Origin of the sequence: Nocardiopsis sp. EMB25, assembly GCF_026797795.1 — a bacterium.
Classification (GTDB): Bacteria; Actinomycetota; Actinomycetes; order Streptosporangiales; family Streptosporangiaceae; genus Nocardiopsis; species Nocardiopsis lucentensis.
In genome coordinates this window covers 6,129,666-6,154,514 of record NZ_JAMTDN010000001.1, presented here as the reverse complement: position 1 = coordinate 6,154,514, position 24,849 = coordinate 6,129,666, and the positions used below count along the sequence as shown (strand labels likewise).

At 71.3% G+C, this 24,849-nt stretch carries 18 protein-coding genes; 8 read left to right on the top strand and 10 right to left on the bottom strand.

The genetic code is table 11. The features are described 5' to 3' along the window. Positions 1-15: 15 nt before the first annotated feature. Together ectB and ectA are read right to left on the bottom strand one after the other, a co-directional pair. Positions 16-1,281, bottom strand: a complete 1,266-nt coding sequence (ectB, locus tag KIK06_RS27470) for a diaminobutyrate--2-oxoglutarate transaminase (RefSeq protein WP_017598652.1) — start codon at positions 1,279-1,281, stop codon at positions 16-18. An 89-nt stretch (positions 1,282-1,370) separates the two neighbouring features. Further along, a complete protein-coding gene (gene ectA, locus KIK06_RS27465) occupies positions 1,371-1,895 on the bottom strand; it encodes a diaminobutyrate acetyltransferase (RefSeq protein WP_268645642.1) in 525 nt (174 codons plus the stop codon). A 771-nt stretch (positions 1,896-2,666) separates the two neighbouring features. Here ectA and KIK06_RS27460 point away from each other — a divergent pair. Next, on the top strand, positions 2,667-2,930 hold the full coding sequence (locus tag KIK06_RS27460) for a WhiB family transcriptional regulator (protein ID WP_026127606.1): 264 nt from the start codon (positions 2,667-2,669) through the stop codon (positions 2,928-2,930). 286 nt (positions 2,931-3,216) lie between these two features. Beyond that, positions 3,217-3,906 (top strand): copper resistance CopC family protein, encoded by a 690-nt coding sequence (locus KIK06_RS27455; protein ID WP_017598649.1) that lies wholly within the window; start codon positions 3,217-3,219, stop codon positions 3,904-3,906. An 83-nt stretch (positions 3,907-3,989) separates the two neighbouring features. Here the strand turns inward: KIK06_RS27455 and KIK06_RS27450 are convergent, their stop codons facing one another. After that, complete coding sequence (locus KIK06_RS27450; RefSeq protein WP_017598648.1) at positions 3,990-4,751, bottom strand: PP2C family protein-serine/threonine phosphatase; 762 nt, start codon at positions 4,749-4,751, stop codon at positions 3,990-3,992. An 839-nt stretch (positions 4,752-5,590) separates the two neighbouring features. Here KIK06_RS27450 and KIK06_RS27445 point away from each other — a divergent pair. Then, positions 5,591-6,868 (top strand): glycosyltransferase, encoded by a 1,278-nt coding sequence (locus tag KIK06_RS27445; RefSeq protein WP_268646213.1) that lies wholly within the window; start codon positions 5,591-5,593, stop codon positions 6,866-6,868. Positions 6,869-7,005: 137 nt separating this feature from the next. After that, positions 7,006-7,953, top strand: coding sequence for an anti-sigma factor RsbA family regulatory protein (locus KIK06_RS27440; RefSeq protein WP_268645641.1), 948 nt, complete (start codon positions 7,006-7,008; stop codon positions 7,951-7,953). Between the two features lie 38 nt (positions 7,954-7,991). Here KIK06_RS27440 and KIK06_RS27435 read toward each other — a convergent pair whose 3' ends face one another. Next, on the bottom strand, positions 7,992-8,339 hold the full coding sequence (locus KIK06_RS27435) for an STAS domain-containing protein (protein ID WP_017598644.1): 348 nt from the start codon (positions 8,337-8,339) through the stop codon (positions 7,992-7,994). 97 nt (positions 8,340-8,436) lie between these two features. Then, positions 8,437-9,210, bottom strand: coding sequence for an ANTAR domain-containing protein (locus KIK06_RS27430; protein WP_017598643.1), 774 nt, complete (start codon positions 9,208-9,210; stop codon positions 8,437-8,439). A gap of 158 nt (positions 9,211-9,368) precedes the next feature. On the opposite strand from KIK06_RS27430, the gene KIK06_RS27425 reads away from it, so the two are divergent. Then, complete coding sequence (locus KIK06_RS27425) at positions 9,369-10,538, top strand: PAS domain-containing protein (protein ID WP_268645640.1); 1,170 nt, start codon at positions 9,369-9,371, stop codon at positions 10,536-10,538. 231 nt (positions 10,539-10,769) lie between these two features. On the opposite strand, the gene KIK06_RS27420 is transcribed toward KIK06_RS27425, so the two are convergent. Beyond that, the gene (locus KIK06_RS27420; protein WP_017598641.1) at positions 10,770-11,408 is read right to left on the bottom strand and encodes a response regulator; all 639 of its coding nucleotides are present in this window, start codon (positions 11,406-11,408) and stop codon (positions 10,770-10,772) included. Positions 11,409-11,414: 6 nt separating this feature from the next. Next, positions 11,415-15,836, bottom strand: coding sequence for a HAMP domain-containing protein (locus tag KIK06_RS27415; protein WP_268645639.1), 4,422 nt, complete (start codon positions 15,834-15,836; stop codon positions 11,415-11,417). A 351-nt stretch (positions 15,837-16,187) separates the two neighbouring features. On the opposite strand from KIK06_RS27415, the gene KIK06_RS27410 reads away from it, so the two are divergent. Next, positions 16,188-18,386: a SpoIIE family protein phosphatase gene (locus tag KIK06_RS27410; protein WP_268645638.1), complete on the top strand. Its 2,199-nt coding sequence runs from the start codon at positions 16,188-16,190 to the stop codon at positions 18,384-18,386. 141 nt (positions 18,387-18,527) lie between these two features. Here KIK06_RS27410 and KIK06_RS27405 read toward each other — a convergent pair whose 3' ends face one another. Continuing rightward, positions 18,528-19,133, bottom strand: a complete 606-nt coding sequence (locus tag KIK06_RS27405) for a response regulator transcription factor (RefSeq protein ID WP_017598638.1) — start codon at positions 19,131-19,133, stop codon at positions 18,528-18,530. A 168-nt stretch (positions 19,134-19,301) separates the two neighbouring features. Between KIK06_RS27405 and KIK06_RS27400 the strand changes: the two genes are divergently transcribed. Together KIK06_RS27400 and KIK06_RS27395 are read left to right on the top strand one after the other, a co-directional pair. Beyond that, positions 19,302-20,996, top strand: coding sequence for a trypsin-like peptidase domain-containing protein (locus KIK06_RS27400; RefSeq protein ID WP_268645637.1), 1,695 nt, complete (start codon positions 19,302-19,304; stop codon positions 20,994-20,996). 376 nt (positions 20,997-21,372) lie between these two features. Then, on the top strand, positions 21,373-22,575 hold the full coding sequence (locus tag KIK06_RS27395; protein ID WP_442789836.1) for a glycosyltransferase: 1,203 nt from the start codon (positions 21,373-21,375) through the stop codon (positions 22,573-22,575). Positions 22,576-22,595: 20 nt separating this feature from the next. On the opposite strand, the gene KIK06_RS27390 is transcribed toward KIK06_RS27395, so the two are convergent. Both KIK06_RS27390 and KIK06_RS27385 read right to left on the bottom strand, forming a co-directional pair. Continuing rightward, positions 22,596-24,113 carry a sensor histidine kinase gene (locus KIK06_RS27390; RefSeq protein ID WP_268645635.1) on the bottom strand — a complete coding sequence of 506 codons (1,518 nt, stop codon included), beginning with the start codon at positions 24,111-24,113 and terminating at the stop codon, positions 22,596-22,598. Then, a complete protein-coding gene (locus tag KIK06_RS27385; RefSeq protein WP_268645634.1) occupies positions 24,110-24,811 on the bottom strand; it encodes a response regulator transcription factor in 702 nt (233 codons plus the stop codon). The genes KIK06_RS27390 and KIK06_RS27385 overlap by 4 nt, the downstream gene beginning before the upstream one ends. Positions 24,812-24,849 lie beyond the last annotated feature (38 nt).

Sequence of the window (24,849 nt, the reverse complement as noted above, 5' to 3'; positions counted from 1 at the left end):
CTCAAGGGGCGGGTACTACACCGGCTGGGCGACCTTCACGGCCGCGCGGGCCGCGTCGGCCATGATGTCGAGCCCGGCGTTGAGCTCCTCCTCCGTCGTGGTGAGCGCCGGAAGGAGCTTGGCGACCTCGTCCTCGGGTCCGGAGGTCTCCAGGAGCAGACCGCGCTCGAAGGACTCGGCGGCGACCCGCTTGGCGATCGAGGTCTCCTCGAAGCCCAGACCGCGGGCCAGGCCGCGGCCGCGCACGTGCGCGCCGACCTCGGGGAACTCGGCCGCGATCTCCGTCAGGCGGGCGGCGACCATGTCACCCTTGGCCTTGGTGGCGCGGGCGAAGGAGTCGTCGCTCCAGAAGCGGCGCAGCGCCTCGGTGCCGGTGACCATGGCCGGGTTGAAGCCGCGGAACGTGCCGTTGTGCTCGCCCGGGCTCCACACGTCCAGCTCGCGCTTGAACAGCGTGAGCGCCATCGGCAGGCCGTAGCCGCTGATGGACTTCGACAGCGTGACGATGTCCGGGGTGATCCCGGCCTCCTCGAAGCTGAAGAAGTCGCCGGTGCGGCCGCAGCCCATCTGGATGTCGTCGACGATCATGAGGATCTCGTACTCGCGGCACAGGTCGGACAGCCCGCGCAGCCACTGGGCGCTGGCCGCGTTGATGCCGCCCTCGCCCTGGACGGTCTCGACGATGACCGCGGCGGGCTTGTCGAGACCGCTGCCGCTGTCCTCGAGCAGGCTGCGCAGCCACAGGAAGTCCGGCGTCTGGCCGTCGAGGTAGTTGTCGAACGGCATGGTGGCGACGTGGTCCAGCGGGACGCCGGCGCCGCCGCGCTTCATGGAGTTGCCGGTCACCGCCAGGGCGCCCAGGGTCATGCCGTGGAAGCCGTTGGTGAAGTTGATGATGGTCTGGCGACCGGTGTACTTGCGGGCCAGCTTCAGCGCGGCCTCGACCGCGTTGTTGCCCGCGGGGCCGGGGAACTGGACCTTGTAGTCCAGGCCCCGGGGTTTGAGGATGATCTCCTCGAACGTTTTCAGGAAGTCCCGTTTCGCGGTGCTGTAGGCGTCGAGGCTGTGCACGATCCGGTCATCGGTCAGGTACTCGATGAGCGAGCTCTTCAACTCCGGGTTGTTGTGCCCGTAGTTGAGGGACCCGGCCCCGGCGAAGAAGTCCAGGTAGGGCCTGCCGCTCTCGTCGTAGACGTGGCTTCCGAGGGCCTTGTCGAAGACGACCGGCCAGTTCCGGCAGTATCCGCGGACTTCGGATTCGAGGCGCTGGAAGGTCTCCATCGTGGGTTCCTTGGTTCCTTTCCCCAGGTTCGTGGGCTCAGGGCTGTGACGACGGGGCGGGTCAGGATCGGTCGATCCGGTGCGGACGGTCAGGCACGCTCTTGGCTCGTCCCCTGCCCGAAGGGGCCGATACGCACGAGCTCCTCGGGTTCGTGGGAAGTCCCGTCCTCGTGCGGGAAGTGCTCCCCGGTGAAGAGAGGGCTCCACTCGATCTCCGCGTCACGGTCGCGGGCGAACGAGGCGAACAGCGCGCGTGAGGCGGTGTTGTCGGGCGTGACGGTCGCTTCGAGATAACGCAGTCCCATGTCGGCGAACCCGTCGCCGACGAAGTCGAGCATCCGGCGGGCCAGCCGCTGTCCTCGGAACGAGGAGTCCACGGCGACCTGCCAGAGGAAGTACGTGTCCGGGCTGTCAGGGCGCACGTATCCGGTGACGTAACTGGCGAGACGGCCCGCGTCGTCGTAGGCGATGACACTGGTCTTCGCGAAGTCACGGCACCAGAGCGTGTAGGCGTACGGAGAGTTCACGTCCATCCCCGCCTTCCCTGCCAGCCGCCACATGCGCGGCCCGTCCTCCGCGGTGGGGTGCGTCAGGTGCACGTCCCCACGGCTCACGGACCCTGTGGTGCCGGAGCCGGTGGCCCCGCCGTCAGTCCGGTCGTGTGCTTGGAGGTTCGTTCGTAGATGTGGCACGTCGATCGAACTTAGCGAACGAATGTCAATGACGTTTCAGAGAGACTCCGCGTAGATGTTTCATCAGATCAGCATCGGGTATGGCTCGTTTATTTAGCAGCATACAACCGCCCTGACCAGGGGTTTCGCGGGAGAGGCACTGAGCGCCCCTCCACCCGCGAGCCCCCTGCCCATCAGGGACTTCGACGCTTGGACCGGGGCCGGGACCCGGTACGTGGCCGCGCGGCTCGCCCCGTGTGGCGGGCAGCACTCAGGGTCAAACATAGAGCCTGATCGAGCAATATTAACAGTGCGTTAAGTCACATCAATTCGGTGGAAACCTCGCGACATAACGCCTCTGGAGCGCGAGCCCCGGCGCGGACCCCCACTCCAGCCCCCTTCGAAAACCGGCTCTGGGCAGGGACTTCCCCTCCGGCCCGGCGCCCGACGCCCCTTCGGCCCCCGCGCCCCAAGACTCGCGCGCGGCCCTCCACGGCGCCGACACGACCTCGCCGAAACCCTTGATGTCTCGCCGACTTTCCACCAGACTCCGTGTAGTACTACATCAGGTCGTACTACACTTAGTCGCATCGCTTCGCCGCAGACCAGAGGGGTCAAGCACCCGACAGCCGTGGTGAGGACGAGGACCCGCCCGCCGTGCGACCCACGGCGCGGCCCCAGACCACGGATCGCAGCCACGGATCGGAGGCGCACGTGAACCGCCTTTACCACGAGAGCGAGGACTGGGTCGAGCAGGGGAACTGCCGTTCCCACGACCCGGAGATCTTCTTCCCGGTGAGCAGCACCGGGATCGGGCGCGCCGACACCGAGCAGGCCGTCGCCGTCTGCCGCAGCTGTACTGTTCGCCAAGAGTGCCTGCGGTGGGCTCTGCGAGCCGGAGAGGCCCACGGCGTCTGGGGCGGTACGACCCCGGAGCAGCGCCGCTACATGCGGCGCGAGTTGGTCCCGGCCTCCTGAGGCGATGGCGGGGCCGTCGGGTGCGAGGGGGACCGCACCCGACGGCCCCTTTTCCGTGTGCGTGCGCCCCTCGGGCCCGCGAGAGCCGTCCCCGGCGCGGTTGCCGCAAGGACGAAGAGGGAACTCGACCGAAGATGCGGTCGACTACGTAGGGAGAGCGCCGCAGGAGCCGGGCCGAGGGTCGCGCGGCGGAACGGCCGTCCGCCGACCATGCCCTAGTTTCGAACACGTGCGACCCGGCCTTCTCCGCCGGTGCGCGTACCGACCCCGAGCACTGGGAGAAGACATGGCGTCCACCGAGACCACGAACACCCCCGGCCACGCGACGACCCGCCGCCTCCCGCGTGTGATCGCCGCGGCCGCGGCTCCGCTGGCCGCCGCCGCGCTGGTGCTGGCCCCCGCGCCCGCCCTCGCCCACGACGTCCTCACCGGCTCCTCACCCGAGGACGGCGCCACCCTGGACGCCGCACCCGAGGAGATCGTGCTGACCTTCAACAACACGCCGATGGCGTCGGACAGCGCGAGCGACATCATCGTCACCGGACCCGACGGCGAGCAGTACCAGGACGGCGAGGCCCTGGGGTTCGAGGACCTGGACGTGACCACGGGCCTGCTCCCCCTGGACCAGGCGGGCGAGTACACGATCGGCTTCCGGGTCGTCTCCTCCGACGGCCACCCCATCCAGGACACGCTCACGTTCACCCTGACGGAGGCGGCCGCGGCCGCGGCCGCTCCCGAGGCCGGGTCGGAGGGCGGCGAGACCGAGGAGGGCCCCGGAACCGGCGACGAGACGGCCGCCCCCGCGGAGGAGACCCCGGTCGCGGCCGATGAGGCGGCGGCCGAGGCCGACTCCGGTGCGTCGCCGGGGACCATGATCGTGATCGTGGGCGCCGTCGCCGCGGCGGTCATCGGCATCGGCGCGGTCGTACTCCTGGCGGTGCTGCTGCGTTCCCGTTCGCGGGGCGACCAGAACTAGGAGCGGGCCGAGGCGAGGCGGCGGCCCACAAAGCAGATGGGGCCCGGACACGATGATGTCCGGGCCCCACCGTCGTTCTCGGGCTACACGCGGCGCGCGAGCAGGATGCTGATGTTGTCCTTGCCGCCCGCTTCCATCGCCGCCTGCCAGAGTGCGTGCACGGCGGCCTCGTCGCTCCCGGCCTCGGCGATCATCCGTTCCATCTCCTCCGGCAGGACGAGGTCGGACAGGCCGTCGCTGCACATGAGCCAGGCGCTGGGGTCGGCGCCCTCGTCCCGGCCCACGTGCGGGACCATCGCGCCGCCCGCGCTGCCGCCGAGGGACTGGGTGATGAAGTTGGTGGTGACCGGACGGCCGTCCTCGGAGGGCGGGAGGGCGGGGGAGTCGTCCTCGGAGAGTTGGCGCAGGTAGCGCCCCTCCAGGCGGTAGGTCCGCGAGTCACCGACGTTGAACCAGAAGTTGCCGTCGTTGTTGAGCAGGACACCGGCGACCGTGGTCCCCATACCGGAGAATTCGGTGTGCTGGGTCGCGTGGTCCTTGATCTCCTCGTCGATGTTGGTCAGCAACTGGGCGATCTCGTCCGGGCCCTTGAGCCGGGGGCCCACCTCGGCCATGCGGTGCACGGCGTGTTCGGAGGCGATCTCACCCGCGGCCTGACCGCCGATCCCGTCGGCGACGGCGAGGATGACGGGCTCGCTCACCGGCAGAACGCAACGGACCGGCGAGGTCATGTTGGCGCTGGCGACGGTGAGCGCACCCATGACGACGGAATCCTCGTTGGCGGGACGGACAGCGCCCCGGTGCGTGAGGGCCGTGACAATGACTTCCCCACCAGCGACACCCATACGCCCTTCCTCCCGTTTCATCGGCCGTGGCCGGTTGCCCGGCGCGCACCGCCGGACGTTGCTCGAGTCCCGTTCAACGTGTGGATTCTGTAACCGTACCGAGGTACCGGTGGAGTCGGTCAAAATCCGCGTACATCATGGCGGAAAACACCCGGATACGCAGTTCCCACGCGGGTTGCCATCGCCGAAAGTGCTGTGATCGGTGAGCCGGTGGTGAACGAGGTCCAGTCCTGTTGTTCCTGTCCGACAGTAGCGGCGGTGCCCTGACGGCGACAGTGGGGATCGGACGAGATCGAGAAGCCGCAGTACAAAGGGACTCCTCCGGGGTTACGGGCAGCCCCGAAGCCCCCCTTTGGCACGGTCAGCGATCCCCTGTCACGTTGTGACTCACCTGACCGTCTGGCAGAATGGGTGCCGTTGGGTGTCTAAGACGCAGACACACACGACCTCGCCCGCGCGTTGACCCGATCCGGGTTCGCACGGTGGCTCGCTCTCCCTATCGGTCGTTTGGTGTGGTTTCTGTGCGTCTGCCCTCCCCCCTCCTTTCCTCTTCACCACCTGGCTTCCGCGTGCCCTCGATGCGCACGGTCCTCAGCGCTGCCCGCAGACCTCCGCCCGTGCCGCGAACGCGCCCCGTCGCCCCCTGACGCGCCCTGGGCCCCGTGCCACGCGCGCCGATCACCGGACGGGCCGGGAGAACGGCCCGTCGACCACGTTTCCCTCCCGGGGGGCTCCGACCCCGCTCCGGAGTCGCCTCGGGACCGCCCTCAACGGACGGCCTCCGGCCGCAGCACCCGCCGATGACGGACCCGTCCCTCGTGTCCAAGGAGTCCAACTCAGTGAAGATCGCCATGGTCGCCGAACACGCCAACCCCCTCCCCGCCCACCGGGGGGAACCGGCCTGCCCGGCGAGTCTGCACGCCTGCGCCGTGTCCCGGCAGCTCGCCAAACGCGGCCACAAGGTCACGGTGTACTCGCGCCGGAGCGACCCCGACCAGCCCGACGGCCGCACCCGCATGTCACGCGGAGTCTCCGTCGTCTACCTCGACGCGGGTCCGGCCCGTCCCCTCGGCGATGACGAGGAGACGGAGCACACCGGCGCCTTCGGGACCGCGCTCGCCGCCGCCCTCGACGAGGACACCCCAGACGTCCTCCACTCCGTCGGATGGACCAGCGGTTTGGCCGCCCTGCACGCCCAGGCGCACTGCGACCGGGATCAGAGCGGCACCCCGATCGTCCAGACCTTCCACTCGCTCAACGCCAGCGAGCAGCGCTCCGGCCTCGCCCACCAGCCCGAACGCGCACGCATGGAGACGATCCTGGCATCGCGCGCCGACCACGTCCTGGTCAACTCGACCGACCAGCAGGGTGAACTGGCCCGGCTCGGCGTGCCCCGCCACCACGTCAGCGTCGTCCCCTTCGGCGTGGACACCGACCACTTCAGTGTGGAGGGCAGCGCGTCCTCCGAGCCCTGGCAGACCCGCCGCGAGGAGCGGCCCCGCCTGGTCTCGGTCACGTCCCTGTCCGGCCCCGGCGGCGCCGACCGGCTCGTCGAGGCCATGACCCGGCTGCCCGAGGCCGAGCTCCTGATCGTGTCCACCACCGAGGACCGCGACGTGGCCCTGGATGAGAACGCCCGTGCCCTGGAACTGCTGGCCAAGGAGGCGGGCGTGGACGACCGCGTCCACCTGACCGGCCCCGTGGAGCGCAAGGAGCTGCCCCGGCTGCTGCGCTCGGCGGACGTGTACGTGTCCGCGGCCGCCTACGACCCCTACGGCGGGGCCGTCGTGGAGGCCATGGCGTGCGGCCTTCCGGTGGTCGCCACGGCCACGGGTGCGGTCCCCGGCGCGGTACTGCACCGCACCAGCGGTGTCCTCATGCGCTTCGGCCGCCCCGACGAGGTGGCCCGCGCCGTGCGCGCCGTCCTCAACACACCGACGATGAGCTCGGCGTACGGCATCGCCGCCGCCGACCGCGCCCGTTCCCGGTTCACGTGGCAGCGCATCGCGGTGGAGACCGAGATCGCCTACCAGCGCTCCCTGCCCCAGACCCCGGAGAACGAGGAGCCCGACGAGGACGAGGTCGACGGCGTTCTGCTGTCGACGGCCGCCCACTGAGCCGTGTCCCCGCTCCCTCCGCACACGCCTCCTCGGTCTCCCGGAACCCGCTCCGGGGGACCGGGCGCGGAGTGGGTACACCTCAGACGACGGCGTACGTACCCGGGCGCCGCTCCCCCGAACGCGAACCCTCACCGATGATCTTCGAACACCAGGGCCTGCTCTTCCACCGCGAGCAGAGGTTCCACGAGGTGGCCCAGCAGCGGTTGCGCTCCGCCGTACGCGAGGACGCCCACGCCGTGCTCGCCGTCAGCGCCTGCCGCGTGGCAGCCCTGACCGAGGGCCTCAGCGCCCCGGAGCGAGCCCGGGTACACGTCACCGACCGCGCCGAGCTCTACGCCGCGCCGGGGCGGACGCTGGCCTTCCTGCACCGGCTGGCGCTCGTGCACGGCTCCTCCCCCGTGGCCGTGATCGCCGAGCCCCCTCTGTCCGACGGGTCGGCGATGGAGCTGCGGGAGTGGCTCCGGCTGGAGTCCGTGCTGTCCACCGCGCTGGCCCCGACACCGCTGCGGTTGCTGTGTGCGCACGACGCGCGCGGCCTCGCCCCGCACGTGCGGTCGGCGGTGCGCGCCACCCACCCGGTGCTGGTGGGTCCCGACGGCCCCCGCCCCAACGGCGGGTACCTGGGGACGGCGGCGTTCGGGGTCCGGCCGACGGCGCCGGAACCGCTGCCGACCGCGGGGCCCGTCCACCAGTTGGAGATCGGGCAGTCCCTGCCGCGGCTGCGCCGGGAACTCACCGGACTCGGGCGCGCGGCGGGCTGGCCGGATGTGAGGGTGGACGATCTGGTCGTGGCGGTGAACGAGTTGGCCGCCAACGTGCTGGAGCACGGCGCGGGCAAGGGCACGGTGACCGTGTGGCGCGCGCCGGGGCGATGGGTGTGCGACGTCTTCGACGAGGACGGCGGCCTCGTCGACCCGCTGACCGGCTACCGGCCGGCCGACGGAACGCGCCCGCGCGGGTACGGGCTGTGGATCACCCGGCAGACCTGCGACTTCCTGGAGATCTGCGGCAGCGCCGCGGGGTCGCTGGTCCGGCTGCACTTCCTCGACCGGGTCGGGGGCCGCGCCGTAGGCGTCGTTTGAGGGTGATGGGCGAGGCGAAGGGCCGAAGAGGACGCGGCCTATGGCCGGAGGGAGTCCACGGCGGCGCCGGTGCTCGTCATGATGGGGATGACCTGGTCGATCCCGGCGATCACGAACAGGCGGTGGACCTGCTGCTGGGGTTCGGCGACCACGAGACCCACACCCCTGTCACGAGCGTGCCGGTAGGCGGCGACGAGCACGCCGATGCAGCGGGAGTCGCAGAAGGCGACCTTGGCGAGGTCGACCACCATCCCACCGGTCCGTTCCTCGGACAGGAGCCCCTCGAGAACCTCCGCCAGGGCCGGAGAGGTCACCGCGTCCATCTCCCCCACCGGGGTGACCACGACGACGCCATCCTCGCGACGGGTCGAGATGTCTGACGTCACTCTCGGCTCTCCTTGTCGTTCCGGGACGGCCCCGGAAGCCCATCATCCCCGGCTTCGGTCACGCTCCGGACTCATCGGTGTGAGGTTGGTGCCGTGTTCACCCGCTGTCCGGTCGCGGGCGACGGACCCGTGCCGGGCTGCCCGTGTTCTCGCGGACGAGGTCGCGGGCCACGTCCACGACCTTCATCCGGTTGCGCTGGGCGACCTCGCGCAGCGCCGCGAAGGCGGCGTCCGCGTCGCAGGCGCGCGCGTGCATGATGATGCCCTTGGCCTGGTCGATCACGGTCCGCGCGGACATCGCCCGGCGCATGTGCGCGGTCTCGCGGGCCACGTCGGCCTGGCGGCCCACACTGAGCAGGGCGACCGCCGCGTGTTCGGCGAGCAGGGCGGTGAGGGGGACGACCACGTCCTCGTCGAAGGCGTCGGCCCGGCCGGAGTGCACGCCGAAGGTCACGACGCGGTCGTCGTCGCCCTCGTCTCCCGGGATGAGGCTGGGCTGTGTGACGGATGAGCGGTCGCCGCACTGCACGGCCATGCTGGTGTAGCCGGGCCAGCGGTGTTCGCGCAGGACGTCGCCGACCCGCACCTGGCGCATCTCACGCACCGCCTCGACCGTGGGTCCCTGGTCGCTGGTGTACTGGTACTCGAAGGCCTCGGACAGGTCGGCGTGTGAGGCACCGTAGTCGGTGACGACGTGCCGGGCTGAGCCGTCGGGCCCCGCGACCTCCCGCCAGACGACCACCAGGGCGGCGGAGCAACCGGGCACCCCCAGCGCGGCGGCCCTGCTCATCTGGTCCAGGGCGCGTTCGAGGGTGGTGTTCTCGGCCTGGCCCAGCGCCCCGATGTCACGAGCCAGGCGTTCGATCCACACCGTCCCACCTCACTTCCGCCACCGTGCCCCGTGCCCTTAACGGTAACCGTGGCGGGCACCGCCCCTCACATCGGTTAGCGTCGGTGTGAGACAACGGTGTCGGGACAACCTGACGGGTACCGCCGAAGACGCGATCGACGACGACCGGAGACCTGAGCGTGTCGGACAACCTCGCCGGGCTGCGCAGGGAGATCACCGCTCTGGGAGAGCGCGTGGCCGCCCTTGGCAGCACCCACGCAATGTACCCCGACGACGCTCAGAGCACGGCCGAGGCGGCGCTGGCGGAACTGGAGTACGCCGAACGCCTCCTCGGTGAGGCGGAGGAGCAGCTCAGCCGGGCGCGCCCGGAACAGCCCGGCCCACGCCGGTCGGGCGACGACGGCGACCGGGTCCTGCTGCGCGCGATGTTCGCGGAGCTGAGCGTGCCCGTGGTGTTGCTGGACCACGACGGCTACATCCGGCGGATCAACAACGCCGGGGCCGCACAGCTGGGGAGCGCTCCCGGCTACCTCACCGGCAAACCCTTCGCACACTTCGTCGACCTGCGTAAACGCGCGACGATGCAGTCGTGGTTGGCGTCGGTTCTGCGCGGGGGCGGCACCGCCTCGCTGGAGTCGCGGCTGGCGCAGCGCGGTTGGGCGGAGGACGTGCATCTGACCATGACCCGGCTGGAGCTGCCCACGGAGGCGCATCCTCTCGTCCTGGTCGCGATGTCCCCGCCGATGAGCGGCTCCGAGGAGGAGGGCCCCGCGCCGCTGGAGCCGGAGGTGGAGGACCAGGTCGTGGTCCTGGCGGCACGGCGGTTGGACGTGCTGACCCGGATGACGCGGCTGCTGCTGCGCAGCGCGGGGCCGGGCGGCAAGGGTGAGCCGCTCGCCCTGGCGGACGCCGCCGAACTGTTGGCGGACTCCTACGCCGACTGGGTGCTCCTGGACGTGTGCGACCTGCCCACCGGCCCTCGTGCGGCCAGGCGCGCCGCGGTGGCCGGGCCGCCCGACGCGCCGGAGGAGCTGCGGGCGGAGGTGGCGGCGGCGCCGTGCGACTCCGCCGTCCCCGGCGAGGTGCTCGGCAGCGGCCAGTCACAGCTGTTCCCGCTGATCGAGGAGGAGGACGTCCTCGGGTACGCGGAGTCGGGGGCGCCGCTCCTGGCGGCGCTGGGCGCGGGGTCCCTGATGTCGGTGCCGCTGCGCGGAAGCCGGGGGGTGCGCGGCGCGCTGACCCTGATCCGGCGCAGCAACCGGGGCAGCTTCCGCCTCGCGGACCTGGGTCTCATCGAGGAGATCGGCGAGCACATCGGTCTGGCGCTCCCCCCGCGCCCCTCAGCCTGAGCGAGGGGCGTACGGGGTCCTGCAAGACGAGGCAAGCCGCCAGCGAGGAACGAGCGACAGGCGCCGCCGAGGATGAAGGACCCCCGTTCCCCACGCCCCGAGCCCCGGCCGAGCCCGCGAGGCCGCATCAACACAGAGGGGCGTACCGGGTTCTGCAGGAGGAGCCGAGACGCCGGCGAGGAACGAGCGGCGGGCGGGCCGAAGCGAAGCGGCAGGCCCGAAAAACACGACCTAGGCGGGCCCGTACAACGTGTCCACCAGCGTGGACAGCTGGCTCACCGAGCGGTCCATCCGTCGTACCCCGTCCACCAGCGGCTGGTCGCTGTCCTGGTAGTTGGCCATGATGTGTTCGCGCAGCGCGGCCAGGTCGCCCTGGACCTGGCGGGAGCGCTGGGCGAGCCGCTCGGCCAGGACACGGCCGGGCTCGCCGGTCTCCTGGCCGAGGTCGCGTTGCAGACTGCGCGCCTGTTCACGCATCTGCGCCTTGAGCTGGTGGAGTTCGACGAACACCTCGACCTTGGAGCGCAGGACCCACGGGTCGAACGGCTTGAGCAGGTAGTCCACCGCGCGGGAGGCGTAGCCGCGGAAGACCTCGTGCCGGTCGACCTCCTGGGCGGTCAGGAAGATGATCGGCACGTCCTTGGTCTTCTCGCGCTGCTTGATGTGCGCGGCCGTCTCGAAGCCGTCCATGCCCGGCATCACGACGTCGAGCAGGATGACCGCGAAGTCGGTACCCAGAAGGTGCTTGAGCGCCTCCTCACCGGAGCTCGCCCGGACCAGGTTCTGGTCGAGGGAGGTGAGGGCCGCCTCCAGCGCGATCAGGTTCTCTTCTCGGTCGTCCACGAGAAGGATGTTGGCCTTCTGGGTCACTGCTCGTTACTCCAGGTCCTCTGTCGGGGCGGCGCCGACGCCGTCGGCGTCCCCGTTCGGGTGGTCTCCGTTGCCGGTGCGGGTGTCGTCTTCCGTGGCGCCATTGTGCCCCCTGGGGGACCCCGCCGCGTCGCCGCCCCCGGATCCGTCGGTGTCGGCGGCGGCTCCGGCGATGGTCTCCGAGCGGTCGGCGGTGAGCCAGCGCCGCATGACGTCCAGCAGGTGGTCCAGGTCGACGGGCTTGGTGACGTAGTCGGTGGCACCGGCCGCCAGGCTGCGCTCCCGGTCGCCCTGCATCGCCTTGGCGGTGAGGGAGATGATCGGCAGCTCCTCGAACTGGGGCATCTCCCGGATCGCCCGCGTGGTCGCGTTGCCGTCCAGCTCGGGCATCATCACGTCCATGAGGACGAGCGAGATGTCCTCGTTGGCCTCCAGCATGGCGATGCCCGAACGGCCGTTGTCGGCGTACAGGACCTCCAGCCCCTGGGCCTCGAGCGCACTGGTGAGGGCGAAGACGTTGCGGACGTCGTCGTCGACGATGAGGACCCGCTGCCCGCTGAGGATGGCGCGCCGTTCGGGGTCGGTCCGGGCCTCGGCGCGCTCTCCGCCGGACTCGGACTCCCGCTCGCTCTCGGCCGCGGGTTCGGGTGTCTTGAGCACCGGGACGCTGGGCAGCGGCTCGTTGCCGATGTCGGTCAGGGCGGCCAGGGCCGCGTCGAAGTCCTCGTCGGGCATGACGTACTCGACATCGGTGGCTCCGTCGGTGAGCGGGTCCTGACCGCTGGAGGACCCCAGCGCCGGGACCGTGTCCACCCCGGTGGTCTCCTCACCGCGCTCGCCGGCGTCCTCGGGCAGGCGCACCGGGAGCAGGAGGGTGAAGGTCGATCCCTGGTTGGCCACGCTCTGGACGCGGATCTCACCGCCCAGGAGCCGCGCGAAGTTCCGGCTGATGGACAAGCCCAGGCCGGTGCCGCCGAACCGCCGCGAGGTTCCTCCGTCGCCCTGGTGGAAGGCCTCGAAGATCACCTGGAGCTTGTCCTCCGCGATCCCGATGCCGGTGTCGGCCACGGTGAACGCGATGACCTCCTCGTCCTCCACGAACATGTCGAGGTCGGCGTCCTCCAGCGCCCACGCGGGCTCGATGAGCAGGCGCACCTCGCCCTGCGGCGTGAACTTCACCGCGTTGGACAGCAGATTGCGCAGGATCTGTTGGAGACGCTGCTCGTCCGTCCACAGGGTGCCGGGGATGTCGGGGGAGACGTCCACCGCGAACGCCAGCCCCTGCTCCCCGGTGACCGGGCGGAAGGTGGCCTCCACGTAGTCGACGAGTTGGGCGATGGACACCTCGCTGGGCTGGACCTCGGCGCGGCCCGCCTCCACCTTGGACAGGTCGAGGATCTCGTCGATGAGCAGCAGGAGGTCGCTGCCCGCCTTGTGGATGGTCTGGGCGAACTCGACCTGCTTGGGCGAGAGGTTCTCCTCGGCGTTGTCGGCCAGGAGTCGGGCCAGGATCAGCAGGCTGTTGAGCGGCGTGCGCAGCTCGTGCGACATGTTCGCCAGGAACTCCGACTTGTACTTGGAGGAGACCTGGAGTTGGTGGGCGCGCTCCTCCAGGGCGTTCCTGGAGCGTTGGATCTGCTGGTTCTGGAGTTCGATCGCCCGGTTCTGGTTGGCGAGTTGGGTGGCCTTCTGGCGCAGTTCGGCGTTCTTGCCGCGCAGCTCCTCCTGCTGGCGCTGGAGCTCGTTGGAACGCTCGCGCAGTTGGCTGGTCAGCTGCTGGGACTGTTCGAGGAGGTACTCGGTGCGGTTGTTGGCCAGGATGGTGTTGATCGTGGTCCCGAGCAGGGCGACCAGCTGGCGCAGGAAGTTCTTGTGGATCTCCCGGAACTCCTCGTAGGAGGCGAACTCGATGACGCCGAGCGAGCGCTCCTCGGAGATGATCGGCAGGACGTACAGGTGCCGGGGTTCGGCCTGGCCGAGGCCGGACTGGACGGTGACGTAGCCCGACGGGAGATTGCCGACCTGCTGTTCGATCTGCTGCTCCAGGGCCTCGCCCGCCAGTCCGACGCCCTTGCGGATACGGCGGCGGCTCTCCTCCGGGGCGAACCCGAAGCCCGCGTAGAGGCGGAAGACGTCCTGGTCACCCTGGTCCTCGGGCAGGTAGCAGGCGCCGTGCTGGGCGTTCAGGAGCGGCGTCACCTCGGTCATGATGAGGCGGGCCAGCTCGTGCAGGTCCCGGTGGCCCTGGATGTGGCCGGAGATGCGGTTGAGGTTGGACTTGAGCCAGTCGGCGTCCTGCTGGGTGGCGGTGGTCTCGCGCAGGTTGGACACCATCAGGTTGATGTTGTCCTTGAGCTCCTCCATCTCGCCGCGGGTGTCGACCTGGATCCGGCGGGTCAGGTCGCCCTTGGCCACGGCGTTGGCGACCTCGGCGATCGCCCGCACCTGGGTGGTCAGGTTGCCCGCCAGGCCGTTCACGCTGTCGGTGAGCTGCTTCCACGTGCCGGAGACGCCCTCGACCTTGGCCTGGCCGCCCAGCTGGCCCTGGCTGCCGACCTCGTGGGCGACGCGGGTGACCTCCGTGGCGAACGCGGAGAGCTGGTCGACCATCGTGTTGACGGTCGTCTTGACCTCCAGGATCTCGCCCTGAGCGTTGACGTCGATCTTCTTGGTCAGGTCACCGGCGGCGACCGCGGTCGTGACCTCGGAGATGTTGCGCACCTGGGTGGTGAGGTTGTGCGACATCGAGTTGACGTTCTCGGTGAGGTCCTTCCAGATGCCCGAGACGCCCTTGACGTCGGCGCGGCCGCCGAGCTTGCCCTCGGTGCCCACCTCACGCGCCACCCGGGTCACCTCGTCGGCGAAGGCCGAGAGCTGGTCCACCATGACGTTGATGGTGTCCTTCAGCTCCAGGATCTCGCCCTTGGCGTTGACCGTGACCTTCTTGGTCAGGTCGCCCGCCGCGACCGCGCGGGTGACCATGGAGATCTGCCGCACCTGGTAGGTCAGGTTGTTGGCCATCGAGTTGACGTTGTCCGTCAGGTCCTTCCAGACCCCGGAGACGTCCCGGACATGGGCCTGACCGGCCAGTTTGCCCTCGGTACCGACCTCGCGCGCCACCCGCGTGACCTCGCTGGCGAAGGAGTCCAGCTGGTCGACCATCTTGTTGATGGTGTCCTTGAGGTCGAGCATCTCACCCTGGGCGTCCACGGTGATCTTCTTGCTCAGGTCACCCTTGGCGACGGCCGTCGTCACCTGGGAGATGTTGCGGACCTGGTAGGTGAGGCTGTTGGCCATCGAGTTGACGTTGTCGGTCAGGTCCTTCCAGATGCCCGAGACGCCCTTGACGTTGGCCCGGCCGCCCAGCTTGCCCTCGGTGCCCACCTCACGCGCCACCCGCGTGACCTCGTCGGCGAACGAGTCCAGCTGGTCGACCATGGTGTTCACGGTGTTCTTCAGGGCGAGCATCTCACCCTGGACGTCGACCTCGACCTTGCGCGTCAGTTCGCCCCGGGCGACGGCGGTGGTCACCTGGGAGATGTCCCGCACCTGGTTGGTGAGGTTGTCCGCCATGGAGTTGACGTTCTCGGTGAGGTCCTTCCAGATGCCCTGGACCCCGCGCACGTTGGCGCGGCCGCCGAGCTTGCCCTCGGTGCCCACCTCGCGGGCCACCCGGGTCACCTCGTCCGCGAACGTGGACAGCTGGTCCACCATCGTGTTCACGGTGTCCTTGAGGTCGAGCATCTCGCCCTGGACGTCGATGGTGATCTTCTTGCTCAGGTCACCGCGCGCGACCGCCGTCGTCACGGCGGAGATGTCCCGCACCTGGTTGGTGAGGCGGGAGGCCATCTGGTTGACCGACTCGGTCACCTCGCGCCAGGCACCGGAGACGCCCTCGACCTGCGCGCTGCCGCCGAGCTTGCCCTCGGTGCCCACCTCGCGGGCCACCCGGGTGACCTCCTCGGTGAAGCCGCTCATCTGGTCGGCCATGCGGTTCACGGTGGTGGCCAGGCGCAGGAGGTCGCCCTTGAGCTCGCCCCTGCGGCCCTCGGTGGAGGCGCGGCGGCTGAGCTGGCCCTCGGCGACGGAGTCGAGGACGCGGGCGACGTCGGTGACGGGTTCGGCGACCTCGTCGAGGAGGTCGTTGAGGGCGCGGGCGCTCTCGCCCCACGCCCCACGGGAGGGGTTGACCGCGACGCGCTCGTGCAGTCGGCCCTCGTCGCGGACGACCTGGCCGACGCGCTGGAGTTCGTTGCTGAGCTGTTCGCTGTGGTCGACCACCTCGTTGAAGACCGAGGCGATCTCCTTGATCGCGCCGCTGCCGCGTTGGCGGAGGCGCACGCTGAAGTCGCCGTCCCGCATGCGGTACAGGGCACTGAGAATCTCGTCGAGTTGTTCCTCAGCCAGTTCCTTGGCCGCGTCGGGCATCGAACCCCTCCTGCTGGTCTGTGTCCACCTCGGCTTCCCACCCGTACACGCTCGTGGCCCGGGCCCGCCGAGACGGAGCCGGCCGCGCGTCAGTCCGCCGGGTGGGCTCGTGGCCCGTCGCCCGGCGACACCTCACGCTACCGCCGCGTTATACCACCCGAAAGAAGCCGATGTGTCGGTGACTTAGACTAACTGGCCGTGGTGCCCGGCACAGGCGGGTTGGCCATGTCGGTCCCACCAGAACAGCACTCCGCCGTATCCGCGCCTCCCGGACCGCGCCCCCGGCGTATCGTTACAAGGGCAGGCGTACTCCCCGCCGCCCCACGCCCAGTGACGAAGGACTTGCACGGCTTGCCAGTACACGACGCGTCGAAGGTCGCCCGACGAGATTTCCCGCCCGCCCCGGAGACGGCGGCCGCGGCCCGGGAATTCGTCCACGACACCCTGGTCTCCTGGGGGGTGCCGGAGCCGTTCGATGACGTGATCCTCCTGGTCAGCGAGTTGGTCACCAACGCCGTCGTCCATGCGCGTTCAACGCTGGAGGCGGCGGTGCGCCGGATCGACGGCTGTATCGAGGTGATGGTGACCGACTCGGCGCCCGAGCGCGCGGTGCCGCAGGCGGGTCCGCTGACGGTCGACGCCGAACCGGCCTCCGGGGATCGGAGGCCGGGCGGCCTCGGGCTGGCCCTGGCCTCGGCGATCGCCTCCAGTTGGGGGGTGAGCTACGGGCGTGAGGACAAGGCGGTGTGGTTCCGCATCGAGGACGCCACACGGTCGTCGTCTCCTCCGTCACTGGAGTCGCCCCCGGTGCGCAGGGGCACCACGGGCGGCAACCGCCCGTCGCGCAGTGCGTGGTCGTCGCTGGACGCGGCGCTGAGCTCGCGGCTGAGCCTGCGGCAACTCCTGGAGCGGACGGTGGAGTACGCCGCGACCGCGCTGGGCGGGGACGCGGCCTACATCGCGCTGGCCACGTCGGACGAGACCATGTGGGAGGTGCGATCGGCGGTCGGCCTGACCGTCGACGGGTCCCCGTGGCGCCCGCTGCGCGTGCGCACCGAGGAGGCCTTCCCGTCGGCGGCGCCGGAGCCGGGGCCGACGATCAACGACGACCTGATGATCGCCCGCGCCAACCGGGGACGGCTCTCCCGCGCGGGGATGCGCTCCCTGGTGACGGCGCCGCTCATCGTGGACGGCCGGGTGACGGGCCTGCTGGGGGTGGCGTCGAAACGGACGCGGCACTTCGGCCCGGCGGCGGCGCAGCGGCTCCAGGACGGGGCGGACCGCATCGCCCTTCCCGTGGAGCGGTCCCGTCTGGCCGAGGTGGAGCTGAGCCGCCGTGCGTCGTTGAGCTTCCTCGCCGAGGCGAGCGACCTGCTGGCGGGCACCCTGGACGAGCGGATGACCGGGGCGCTCGCCGCGCAGCTGATCACGTCCCGGCTGGGCCGGTGGTGCGCCATCCACACCACCAACGACCTGGGCGTCTACCAGCTGACGCACGTGGTGCACCGGGACGAGAACCTCAATGACATCCTGCGCGACCTGCTGTCCGGTGAGCCGCCGCGCGAACAGCGCGAGCCGCGGCCCCTGTGGAGCCCGGCGGAGCTCGAGGAGGAGGGACTGGCCGAGGAGCTGGTCCGCGAGCTCACGCACGGCCCGGCGATCAGCATCCCCCTGGTGGCACACGGTCGCGCCCTGGGCCGGATGACGATCGGCAACGACGAGGCCGGCGACTTCACCCGCGACCAGGTGGACGTCGCCGACGACCTGAGCCGCCGGGTGGCGTCGGCGATGGAGAACGCCCGGCTGCACGAGCGGCAGGCGTCGATGAGCGGCGCGCTCCAGCGCAGCCTCCTTCCCGCGAAGGAGAAGGAGCCGGTCATCCCGGGTGTGGACCACGCGGTGTTCTACCGTCCGGCAGACGAGAAGAACGTGGTCGGCGGGGACTTCTACGACGTGTTCGCCGCCAGCGGCCGGTGGTGTTTCGCGGTCGGCGACGTGTGCGGGACAGGCCCGGAGGCCGCGGCGATCACGGGGTTGGCGCGGCACACGCTGCGGGCTCTGGCGAGGGAGGGGTTCTCCCCGGCGCACATCATGCAGCGGCTGAACATGGCGATCCTGGACGAGAACACCTCGACCCGGTTCCTGACCATGCTGTACGGGGAGATGACCCCAGCGACGGACAGCGGTGGCGGGATGCGGGTGCGGATGGTGTCGGCGGGACATCCGCTGCCGCTGCGGCTGAACCAGAAGGGCGAGGTGAACTCGTTCGGGTCCTCGCAGCCGTTGCTGGGCGCGTTCGAGGACGTGGGGTTCGAGACGGAGAGCGTGGACCTGCGCCCCGGCGAGGTGGTGCTGGCGGTGACCGACGGCGTGACCGAGCGGCGGAGCAACGCGGACATGCTGGGCGACGAGGGGCTGAAGGAGATCTTCTCCGGGTGCGCGGGGCTGACCGCGCAGGCGGTGATCAGCCGGATCGACCGGGAGCTGGAGGAGTACGCTCCCGGCGGGCACACCGACGACACGGCGATGATGGTGCTGCGCCTGCTGTGAGCGGGGGCGGCGCCAGGGGTGGGCCTGGGACGGCCGCACCCGTTTCCGGAGGGCCCGGGCCGACACCGGCCCCTCCACCACCGGCCGGTCCGGCTGAGAGCGGACGGAGGAGGGCACCGCTTCCCACGCACGCGCGGGCCCCTACAGCCACCCCATGTCCTGGGCGGTCCGGATGGCCGCCATCCGGTTGTCCGCACCGGTCTTGCCGATGGCGTTGGACAGGTAGTTGCGCACGGTCCCCTCGCTCAGGTGCAGCGACCTGGCGATCCGCGCGACGGTGGCCCCGTCCGAGGCCGCCCGCAGCACCTCCGTCTCACGGTCGGTGAGGGGGCTCTCACCGCCGACCATCGCCGCGGCGGCCAGGTCGGTGTCGATGTAGCGCCCTCCGTCGTGGACCCGGCGGATCGCCCCGGCCAACTGGTCGACGGGGGCGTCCTTGGCCAGGAAGCCGCGCGCGCCGGAGGACAGCGCCCGGCGCAGGTACCCCGGGCGGCCGAAGCTCGTGAGGATGACGACCCCGCAACCGGGTGCCTCCTCCTTGAGCCGCGCGGCGACCTCCAGCCCCGTGGCGCCGGGCATCTCGATGTCGAGGACGGCGACGTCGGCGCCGTGTGCGCGGACGGCGTCGGCGACCTGGTCGCCCCGGCCGACCTCGGCGATGACGTCGAGGTCCTCCTCCAACCCGAGGAGCGCGGCGATCGCCCCTCTGACGAGGTGTTCGTCGTCCGCCAGAACGATCTTGATCAAGGCCTGCCCTTCCTTTACGCCACGGTGGCAGAAGGACGTTATCGTTCCGGGGAAGACTGCGTCACACGGACTCGAAACCTTGCCATATCGGTCTCTCACCCTGCTCTAACCCACGCGAACCATCATGGAACCCGTCAGCAGGGATCGTCCCGCGAGTCGGAGGCTGAGTTGAACCCCAACGAACCGAGTGCAGGCACGGCGGCCGGGAACGAGGAGCCCGAGTACCGTCCGGCCGGGCCCGCCGACCAGCCCGAGGCGTCCGGCCCGGCCGGGGAGCGCTCCTCCCAGGACGACGACGCCCAGCAGGCCGCATCCGCCGGCCGGGAGGCCGGGGACGACGCCCCCGGCGCGGTGCCGGACACCGCGCCGGACGCCGTGTCCGGTCAGGAGACCGGGCCGCGGTTCCTCCCCTCCGGTCCCGACCGCGACTGGGCCGGCCCGGAGGCGTCCGGCCAGGCGGCCTACACCTATCCCGCGCCTCCTCCGCCCGGCGCCGAGGGCGCCTGGTCCACCGGCCCGAGCGGGGGCCCGGCCGGTGGCCACCCAGGTGTGTACGCCCACCACGCGGGCGGCCCGGTTCCGCCGCACGGGGGCCCGGGGGGACCCGGCGGTGGCGGCTCGGCGTTCTCCGGCGGACACTCCGCCTTCGGCGGGCCGGGAGGAGTCCAGGGGCCGGGAGGACCCGGTGGGCACGGCGGCGGTCCGGGGCAGCCGCCGTTCGGCCACCAGGGGCCTCCCCCGGGTTCGGTACCGCGGCCCGACAAGCCCCGCGGAGGGCGCGTCGTCACCGTCGCGGCGGTCACCGCCCTGATCACCAGCCTCATCGTGGGCCCGATCGCCGCGGTGGGCACCGCCTACCTGCTGCCGGGAGGAGTGTCGTCCCCGATCAGCTCGCTCACCGGTGACCAGGGGTCGACGCCCACCGAGGGTGAGGTCGGCGAGGTCGCCGACGCCGTGCTGCCGAGCGTGGTGTCCATCGAGACCGCCAACGGCAGCGGCAGTGGGGTGATCATCTCCTCCGACGGCCAGATCCTCACCAACGCGCACGTGGTGGAGGCCGCCCCGGGCGACGCCCTCCAGGTGACGTTCAACGACGGATCGACGGCGCGCGCCGAGGTCCTGGGTTCGGACACGGTGTCCGACATCGCGGTGATCCAGGCCGAGGGCCGCACCGGCCTCGAACCGGCGGTGCTCGGCGACTCCGACCAGGTCGGCGTGGGGGCCGACGTGGTCGCGATCGGCTCGCCGCTGGGGCTGTCCGGCACGGTGACCACGGGTGTGGTCAGCGCGCTGAACCGACCGGTGAACACGGGCGTGGCCGAGGGCGAGGCCGGTCCCACCTCGACGGTGATCAACGCGATCCAGACGGACGCCGCGATCAACCCGGGCAACTCCGGGGGACCGCTGGTGAACATGAACGGCGAGGTCATCGGGATCAACACCGCGATCGCCGGGATCTCGCAGGACAGCGGATCGGTGGGCCTGGGGTTCGCGATCCCGGTCAACCAGGTCCGGCCCATCGCCGAGCAGCTGGTCGAGGAGGGCTCCGCCAGCTACGCCGCGATCGGGGCGACCATCACCCGCAGCACGGCGGGCGGAGCGGAGATCGTGGAGGTCAACAGGGACAGTGCCGCCGAGGCGGCGGGGCTGTCCGCCGGTGACGTGGTGGTGTCCGTCGACGGGGAGACGGTCTCCTCGCCCGATCAGCTGATCGCGCTGATCCGTTCCCACCGGCCCGGTGACGAGGTGACCTTCGGGGTCCTGGAGGGCGGCTCCGGCGACGTGCGGGAGGTGACGGTGACGCTCGGGGAGCAGACCTCCTCCTCCGTCAGGTCGGGGGGCCCGGACGGTATCGGCGACTGAACCTGACGACCACGGTCGTCCCTCCCGAGGGGCGGTCCCGGGCATGGGGGTCCCGGGCCGCCCCTCACGCGTGTCCGTACGGGTGGTACCGCCTCCGCCCCCGGGCGGGTTTCCGTGCCACCGGCGGCGCTCGGCGGGCTCCCGGCCGACCGCTGAGTCAGGTGCTACCTGACCGGTCGCTCCGCCGTCACCGGAAGGTCGGTGGCGGTCAACTCACGTGATCCACACTCGTGCCTGTCCGGCGCGCCCCCAACGCCGTCCCGCCCGCAGGAGAGCACCCCATGTCGACGTCCTTCGTCTCCCCCGCCCCCGCCACCCCACGGACCCCGACCCGGATGGCGCCCGGTCCGCGCCCCTCCGGCGCGCGGACCGCGGGATCCGGCTCCTCATCGGAACCGACACCTACCCTCCCGACGTCAACGGCGCGGCCTACTTCACCGCCCGGTTGGCCCGGGGCCTGGCCGAGCGTGGTGTGTCCGTGCACGTCGTGTGCCCCTCCTCCGGGGGGCGGCCGTACGTGGCCGAGCGCGACGGGGTGGTGGAGCACCGGCTGCGGTCGATGCCCTCGCTCGCCCACGAGAGCGTCCGCCTGACCGTCCCGGCCGGAGCGCGCGGCCACCTCGACCGCCTGCTGTCCCGTCTGCGCCCGGACGCGGTACACGTCCAGAACCACTTCATCGTCGGCCGAACGCTCACCCGCGCGGCGCGCGACCACGGTGTCCCGGTCGTGGCGACCAACCACTTCATGCCGGAGAACCTCTTCGACTACCTGCGGGTGCCCGATTCCCTGCGACCGCACGCGGCCCGGCTCGCCTGGTGGGACCTGCGCACGGTCCTGTCGGACGCCGAGCACGTGACGACGCCGACCCCCGCGGCGGCGCGGCTGCTGCGGGAGCAGGGGTTCACCCGGACGGTCGAACCGGTCTCCTGCGGGATCGACCTCGTCCGTTTCAGCCCTTCGCGCGCGGGCGCCCCCGAGCGTCGGCGGCTGCGCGCCCGTCTGGGCCTGCCGGATCGCCGGACGATGCTCTTCGTCGGGCGGTTGGACGAGGAGAAGCGCGTCGAGGAGCTGATCCGCGCCGTGGCTCGCATCCCGGATCTCCAGTTGGCCCTGGTCGGCAAGGGTGGCGGCCGACGTCGGCTGGAGGCGGTGGCCGCGGCGGAGGGTGTCGCGGACCGGGTGGTCTTCCTGGGGTTCGTGTCCCACGCCGACCTGCCGGACGTCTACCGCTGCGCCGACGTGTTCACCATCGCGAGCATCGCCGAACTCCAGAGCATCGCCACGCTGGAGGCGATGGCGAGCGGCCTGCCCGTGGTGGCGGCCGACGCGATGGCCCTGCCGCACCTGGTCGAGGTCGGGCGCAACGGGTACCTGTTCCCACCCGGTGACCACGAGGCGCTGGCGCTGCGGGTGGCGGACGTCGTGGCCGACGAGGACCGGCGGTCGCGGATGGGCGAGCGCAGCCGGGCCATGGCGGAGCGGCACCGGCTGGCGGACTCCCTGGAGCGGTTCGAGCGCATCTACCGCGACGCCGCGCGCGGCGCGGTGATCGGGGCCGCGGCCGGGTCGGCGGGCTGATCGGCCGAAGCGGTCGGGCCTCAGCCGCCTTCGCCGGGGGGCGTGAACAGCGGTAGGTGGAACCCGACGACCGCCCCGCCGCCCTCCCGGTTGCGCGCGAACACGTCGCCGCCGTGCGCCCGGGCGATGTCGCGCACCATCGCCAGCCCGAGGCCGGAGCCGGGCAGGCCGCGGGCCTCGGTCGCGCGGTAGAACCGTTCGAAGACGCGGCCGAGCTGTTCGGGGGCGATCCCGGGTCCGCGGTCGAGGACCTCCACGACGCCTTCGTGCACACGGATCTCGATGGGTGCGGTGCCCTCGGGGTCGAACTTGACGGCGTTCTCCACCGGGTTGGCGACAGCGCGTTCCAGGGCGCTGGGTCGGCCCCACACGGTGCTGTCGTCGGCGTGCACGGTGATTTCGCGACCGGTGCGCCGCCGGGTCCGGACGGCGACGCGTTCGGCGACGTCGCCCAGGACGACCGTGCTCTGGGGCTCGTCCTCGCGCTCGCCGGTGGCCAGGCCGACGAGTTCGTTGACGAGCGAGGTGAGTTCGCGTGTCTCGCCCCGGAGGTCGTCGATGAGCCGTTCGCGCGCCTCGGGGGTGAGCCGGTCCACTCTGCCCAGCACCTGAACGTTGGTGTAGAGGCTGGTCAGCGGCGTGCGCAGTTCGTGGGCGGCGTCCTGCACGAGTCTGCGCTGCTCCTCCTTGGAGCGGGCCAGGCGCCCGAGCATGGCGTCGAACGCGCTGCTGAGGCGGCCCACCTCGTCACGTCCGGCCTCACCCCCGCCTTCGCCGCCACCGACCGGGTCGAGGCGTCCGGTGGAGCTGACGTACTCGGCGGCGTCGGTGAGGCGGACCAGGCGCTGGGTGGTCCGGTGGCCGACGAGCCAGCCCGCCGCGGCGGCGGCGAGCGCGACGAGCAGCCCCACCCACAGGATCTGGGTGGCGAGCCGGTCGATCATCGCCTCCACCGGGGACAGGGGCTGCAGGAGCTGGATGGCTCCGCGTTCCGCGCCGAAGGAAACCGTGGCCAGGCGGAAGTCGCGGCCCTCGACGTTGACCTCGCGCACGTCGGTGACCCCCGGCTCCGTGTCCCGGGCGATCTCCAGGTCCCGTTCGTCGGAGGGGAGGATGACGACCTGGTCGGGGTCGGCGGCGGTGACCGACCGGGTGCCGACCGGGCTGAGGTACTGCGCTTGGAAGCTCCCGCTGGACATGATGACGAGAGCCCTGCCGACCGACTCCGTTCCCCCCGACGCGTGGCGGGCGACGAGCTCCTCGGACAGCCCCTCGACGGTGCGGTCGAACTCCTCCCGGGCGTCGGTCCGGATGAGCGAGGCGGCGGTGGTGTAGGCGAGGGTGCCCACCAGTGCGATCGTCACCGCCGCGACCAGGGCGAACAGGACCGCGAAGCGGGTGCCCAGCCGCCAGTCGCGCGGCTGGTCGACCAGCCCGCGCCACCAGGGGCGGGGCGCGCCCGACGGCGGTGTGCCCCGAGGCGGTGGGCCCGGAGGCGGCGGCGCGTCCGGAGGAGTGTTCGGCGGCGGGGCGTTCATGGGCGGAGGGTGTACCCGACGCCGCGGACGGTCTGGATGAGCGGCGGGCCGCCGCCCTCCAGTTTGCGGCGCAGATAGCTGATGTAGACGGCGAGGTTCTTGGACTCGGGTCCGAAGTCGTAGCCCCAGATGCGGTCGTAGATCGTCGCGTGGTCGAGGACGATCCCCTCGTTGCGAACCAGGAGTTCCAGGAGGTCGAACTCGGTCTTGGACAGGTCGATCTCGCGGTCGCCGCGCCAGACCCGCCGGGCGAGCGGGTCGAGTCGCAGTTCACCGACCTGGAGCGGGCCCTCCACGGCGCCCTCCTCGGTGGCGGGGGCGGCCCGGCGCAACAGGGCCCGCAGCCGCGCGAGGAGTTCGTCCAGCTCGAAGGGTTTGGCGAGGTAGTCGTCGGCGCCCGCGTCGAGTCCGGCCACGCGGTCGGGGGTCTCCACACGCGCGGTGAGCATGAGGATCGGGGTGCGGTCGTTCTCGGCGCGCAGCACCCGGGTCACGCCCAGGCCGTCGACACCGGGCATCATGACGTCGAGGACGAGCAGGTCCACGGGCTCGGCGTGCACGGAGGCGAGCGCCTGGACTCCGTCCGCCGCCGTGCGCACCTCGTAACCCTCCAGTTGGAGTGCGCGTTCCAGTGACTCCCTGATCGCCCGGTCGTCGTCGGCGACCAGCACGGTGGCCGCGGCGGAGGTGGCTTCCATGGGCAACATCGTCGCGTATCCGGGTGAGAGGGCGGTAA

Excerpts from the sequence above, each read along its gene's own strand:
- ectB (WP_017598652.1), bottom strand. The coding sequence starts at position 1,281 with ATGGAGACCTTCCAGCGCCTCGAATCCGAAGTCCGCGGATACTGCCGG.
- KIK06_RS27455 (WP_017598649.1), top strand. The coding sequence starts at position 3,217 with ATGGCGTCCACCGAGACCACGAACACCCCCGGCCACGCGACGACCCGC.
- KIK06_RS27450 (WP_017598648.1), bottom strand. The coding sequence starts at position 4,751 with ATGGGTGTCGCTGGTGGGGAAGTCATTGTCACGGCCCTCACGCACCGG.
- KIK06_RS27440 (WP_268645641.1), top strand. The coding sequence starts at position 7,006 with ATGATCTTCGAACACCAGGGCCTGCTCTTCCACCGCGAGCAGAGGTTC.
- KIK06_RS27415 (WP_268645639.1), bottom strand. The coding sequence starts at position 15,836 with ATGCCCGACGCGGCCAAGGAACTGGCTGAGGAACAACTCGACGAGATT.
- KIK06_RS27390 (WP_268645635.1), bottom strand. The coding sequence starts at position 24,113 with ATGAACGCCCCGCCGCCGAACACTCCTCCGGACGCGCCGCCGCCTCCG.
- KIK06_RS27385 (WP_268645634.1), bottom strand. The coding sequence starts at position 24,811 with ATGGAAGCCACCTCCGCCGCGGCCACCGTGCTGGTCGCCGACGACGAC.